Annotated in this window: 4 protein-coding genes; all 4 read left to right on the plus strand. The window is 35.6% G+C overall.

Features of this window, described 5'->3' with window-relative positions; genetic code table 11:
- Nucleotides 1-596, plus strand: a 596-nt coding sequence (gene trmD, locus P8M54_RS16055; RefSeq protein WP_300289055.1) for a tRNA (guanosine(37)-N1)-methyltransferase TrmD, incomplete at its 5' end; no start/stop codon positions are given.
- 129 nt (nt 597-725) lie between these two features.
- Complete coding sequence (rplS, locus tag P8M54_RS16060) at nt 726-1,076, plus strand: 50S ribosomal protein L19 (protein WP_300289056.1); 351 nt, start codon at nt 726-728, stop codon at nt 1,074-1,076.
- Between the two features lie 239 nt (nt 1,077-1,315).
- Nucleotides 1,316-3,538: an NADP-dependent isocitrate dehydrogenase gene (locus P8M54_RS16065; protein ID WP_300289058.1), complete on the plus strand. Its 2,223-nt coding sequence runs from the start codon at nt 1,316-1,318 to the stop codon at nt 3,536-3,538.
- A 130-nt stretch (nt 3,539-3,668) separates the two neighbouring features.
- Nucleotides 3,669-5,026 (plus strand): TonB-dependent receptor (locus P8M54_RS16070; RefSeq protein ID WP_300289059.1); only part of this gene is annotated, 1,358 nt, incomplete at its 3' end.

Below are 5,026 nucleotides of genomic sequence, written 5' to 3' on the forward strand. Positions count from 1 at the left end.
AAGGATTGGTAGAAGTTCATTTTCACAACCTAAGAGATTATACGACGAACAAACAAAAAAGCGTTGATGATTATCCTTACGGCGGCGGAGCGGGAATGGTCATGACAGTGCAACCTATTGATGCATGTATTACCCATTTGAAAAGTGAAAGAACCTACGACGAGATTATCTATATGTCTCCTGATGGTGAAACGCTAAATCAAAAAATGGCCAACACCATGTCGATGTATGAGAATATCATCATATTATGTGGTCACTACAAAGGAGTGGATCAGCGTGTGAGAGACCATTTCATTACTAAGGAAATCTCGATTGGCGATTATGTATTATCTGGTGGAGAATTAGGAGCTTTAGTTTTATCTGATGCTTTAATTCGGTTAATTCCTGGAGTTTTAAGTGACGAAACCTCAGCATTGACTGATAGTTTTCAAGATGGCTTACTATCAGGACCTATTTATACGCGCCCGGCTGATTACAAAGGTTGGAAAGTTCCAGAAGTTTTAACTAGTGGAAACTTTGCTAAAATTGACAAATGGCGCGAGGACATGGCGTATGAGCATACTAAAACTAGAAGACCGGATTTACTAGAGGAATAGAGTTTTAACTTTAAATAAAAAAACTTTAAACTTTAAACTTTTTTAATTACTTTTGCACCCACTTTAGACTAACCTCTGGCGAGATCCGTGAATGTTGCTCTAATTCAAAAACCATAATTAGCATTTAAAATGGCAAATTTAGTAGATTTCGTTAATAACGAATTTGTTACAAGAAAAGATTTCCCTGTATTCGGAGCTGGTGATACTATCACTGTGTACTACGAAATTAAAGAGGGTGAAAAAACTAGAACTCAGTTTTTTAAAGGAGTTGTAATCCAAAGAAGAGGTACTGGAAGTACTGAAACTTTTACAATCCGTAAAATGTCAGGTGCAGTAGGTGTTGAGCGTATCTTCCCTGTGAACTTGCCAGCTTTACAAAAAGTTGAAATCAACAAAAAAGGTTCAGTTCGTAGAGCTAGAATTTTCTACTTCAGACAACTTACTGGTAAGAAAGCGAAAATCAAAGACAAAAGAAGATAGTTTACTGTCTCTTTATCATAAAAGGTCCCAATAGTGTTGGGACCTTTTTTTATGCCTAAAAATAAAGTTCAAAAATAACAATTTACTAATATCTCGTTAGTTCTTAACTTATTCCCTATTTTGTCACCCAAACGCTATTCGTTTTTAGTGTGATTTTCATATATTTGCGAGGCTTAATTTTTAGCAAAACATACATTCTACATCCTAGACACTACGGATACGATTATAAAATAGTAATAATGACACAGAAATCAAAAATTGCTTACACCTTAACAGATGAAGCACCTTTATTAGCGACTTACTCTTTCTTACCTATTGTTCAAGCTTTTACAGCTACAGCAGGTATAGAAATAACTACCGAAGACATTTCTTTAGCAGCAAGAATTCTGGCTAATTTTCCAGAATTTTTAACCGAAGAACAAAGAGTAAAAGACTCTCTTTCTGAATTAGGAAAATTAGCAACTGCACCAGAAGCTAATATTATTAAATTACCAAATATCTCTGCATCCGTACCACAACTAAAAGAAGCCATTGCTGAATTGCAGTCACACGGATACGCAATACCAAATTTCCCTGAAGACCCACAAACTGATGTGGAAAAGGAAACAAAATTAAAATACTCAAAAGTACTTGGTTCAGCTGTAAACCCTGTTTTACGTGAAGGAAACTCTGATCGTAGAGCACCAAAAGCAGTAAAAAACTATGCTAAAGTAAACCCACATTCTATGGGAGCATGGTCATCAGAATCAAAAACAGAAGTTGCTTCAATGGGAAGTGGTGATTTTTACGGAAGTGAAAAATCAGTTACTATTGCCGAAGCTACGGATGTTAAAATAGAATTTGTTGGAGAAGATGGTACGACTACCGTATTAAAAGCAAGTACTCCGCTTAAAGTAGGCGAAATCATCGATAGCTCTGTAATGCATTTACAAGCCTTAAAATCATTTGTAAAAACAGCCATTGCTGAAGCAAAAGAAAAAAACATCTTGTTATCAGTTCACCTGAAAGCAACGATGATGAAAGTATCAGATCCAATTATATTTGGAGCTATTGTGGAAGTTTACTTCGCAGCAGTTTTTGAAAAATACGCTACTTTATTTTCAGACTTAGGAGTTGATACTCGTAACGGTTTAGGTGATGTTTATGCTAAAATAGCTGGACGTCCTGAACAAGCTGAGGTTGAAGCAGCCATTGCGCAAGCAATTGAAAATGGTCCAGCTCTTGCTATGGTAAACTCTGATAAAGGAATTACCAATCTTCATGTTCCTTCTGATGTTATTGTAGATGCGTCAATGCCTGCTATGATACGTACATCAGGACAAATGTGGAATAAATACGGAAAATCACAAGATACGTTGGCTATTATTCCAGACCGTTCTTATGCTGGAATCTATACTGCTACAATTGATTTCTGTAAAAAGAACGGTGCCTTTGACCCAACAACAATGGGAAGCGTTCCTAACGTGGGACTAATGGCTCAAAAAGCAGAAGAATATGGTTCTCACGATAAAACTTTCCAAATGACATCTAACGGTGTTGTCCGTGTTGTTGACACAAAAGGAACTGTTTTAATGGAACAAGCAGTTGAAGCTAAAGACATTTTTAGAATGTGTCAAGCAAAAGACGCTCCTATTCAAGACTGGGTAAAACTAGCTGTAAACAGAGCGCGTTTATCAAGTACACCAGCTGTTTTTTGGTTAGACGAAAACAGAGCACACGACAGACAATTAATTGAAAAAGTAAATTTATATCTAAAAGATCACGACACGACTGGACTGGACATTCGTATTTTAAATCCTATTGCAGCGACTAGTTTTACATTAGAGCGCATCAAAAAAGGAGAAGATACGATCTCGGTAACTGGAAATGTATTGCGTGACTATTTAACAGATTTATTCCCAATTTTAGAATTAGGAACGTCTGCTAAAATGCTATCAATCGTTCCTTTGATGAATGGTGGTGGATTATTTGAAACTGGCGCAGGAGGATCAGCTCCTAAGCACGTAGAGCAGTTTACCGAAGAAGGTTACCTTCGTTGGGATTCTCTTGGAGAATTTTTAGCACTAGGTGCTTCTCTAGAACATTTAGGACAATCTTTAAACAACTCTAAAGCGATTGTTTTATCAGAAACCTTAGATCAGGCAAATGATGCATTTTTAAGAAATGATAAATCTCCAGCTAGAAAAGTAGGTCAACTAGATAATCGTGGATCTCACTTTTACTTAGCGATGTACTGGGCTGATGCCTTAGCAGAACAAAATAAAGATGCAGCATTAAAAGCGACTTTTAGTACTATAGCGCAAGAATTCCATGCTAACGAAGCTACAATCAATGCCGAGTTGATTAATGCACAAGGTAAAGCACAAGAAATTGGCGGTTATTACCAACCTAATCCTGCTTTAACAAGTGTTGCTATGCGTCCTAGTGCAACTTTCAATGCAATTCTAGCAAAAATAGCATAAGCTATTCAAGACAATACTTCTAAAAAAGACAACCTCAATTGGTTGTCTTTTTTTATTAACGTATATTTAAATTTTGTTTAAACCTTATTTCTATATCTTTTAATCAAATTTGCACATCTAAATAAAAAACATGTCCCTAAAAAAAATCATTTATTTGTTGCTCTGTTTAACATCAGCAGTTACTGCATTTTCGCAGGAAAAAAACACTACAGATACGACAAAAAAGAAATTCACCGTTAGCGGTACTGTATCTGACAGTCGTAATAACGAAACACTTATTGGGGTTACCATTTATTTCCCTGAATTAAAATCGAGTACCACAACTAATGAGTACGGTTTTTACTCCATAACACTCCCTGCTGGATCCTACAAGGCACTATTTAGTTACATCGGATTCCAAACAGCTTCCCAGCAAATTGAACTTTTTGACAACAAAAAATTAGATGTAAATCTAAATCTAGACGGACAAGAACTTAAAGAAGTCATCATTACCGATAAAAAATACAACACTGACATTCGTTCACCGGAAATGAGTTTGAACAAACTTTCTATTTCATCGATAAAAAAAATGCCAGTCGTTCTTGGAGAAGTCGATGTTCTTAAATCGCTGCTACTACTTCCCGGAGTAACCAATGCTGGTGAAGGAGCTTCCGGATTTAACGTTCGTGGTGGTGGTGCTGATCAAAATTTAATATTATTGGATGAAGCCACAATTTTTAATTCGTCCCACGTTTTCGGATTCTTTTCTGTTTTTAATCCTGACGCTATCAAAGATTTAAAATTGTACAAAGGAGGAATACCCGCTAATTATGGTGGTCGTGTATCGTCTGTATTAGATATTTATCAAAAAGATGGAAACAGTAAAGAGTTTCATGCCAATGGTGGAATTGGATTAATTTCAAGCCGAATTCTTGTAGAAGGTCCAATAGTAAAAGACAAAGGTGCTTTTTTAATTGGTGGACGCAGCTCGTACGCTCATCTTTTTTTAAAATTATCTGAAGAACAAAAAAATAATGCAGCGTACTTTTATGATTTAAACATGAAGTTAAATTATAAATTCGACGCTAATAACAGCGTTTATTTATCGGGCTATTTTGGTAGAGATGTATTTTCGTTGAACAATAGCTTTACCAATATCTACGGTAACACTACTTTAAATTTAAGATGGAACCATTTGTATTCAGACAAATTATTTTCGAACCTCTCCTTAATATATAGTGATTACTATTATGGACTTAATCTAGACTTTGTAGGATTTCAATGGGACTCAGGAATCAAGAACTACAATATTAAATATGATTTCAAAAACTATATCTCTGATAGTTTCAAGCTTAGTTATGGTGTAAACGGAATTTATTACGAATTTAATCCGGGGACTATTCGCCCTTCAAACACCACCTCAGGAATTAATTTTGATCAACTCGATAAAAAATATGCTTTTGAACCATCAGCCTATTTAAGTGCAGAACAAAATGTAACTGATAAACT

The organism is Flavobacterium sp. (assembly GCF_029242675.1).
In the GTDB taxonomy this organism is placed as follows: domain Bacteria; phylum Bacteroidota; class Bacteroidia; order Flavobacteriales; family Flavobacteriaceae; genus Flavobacterium.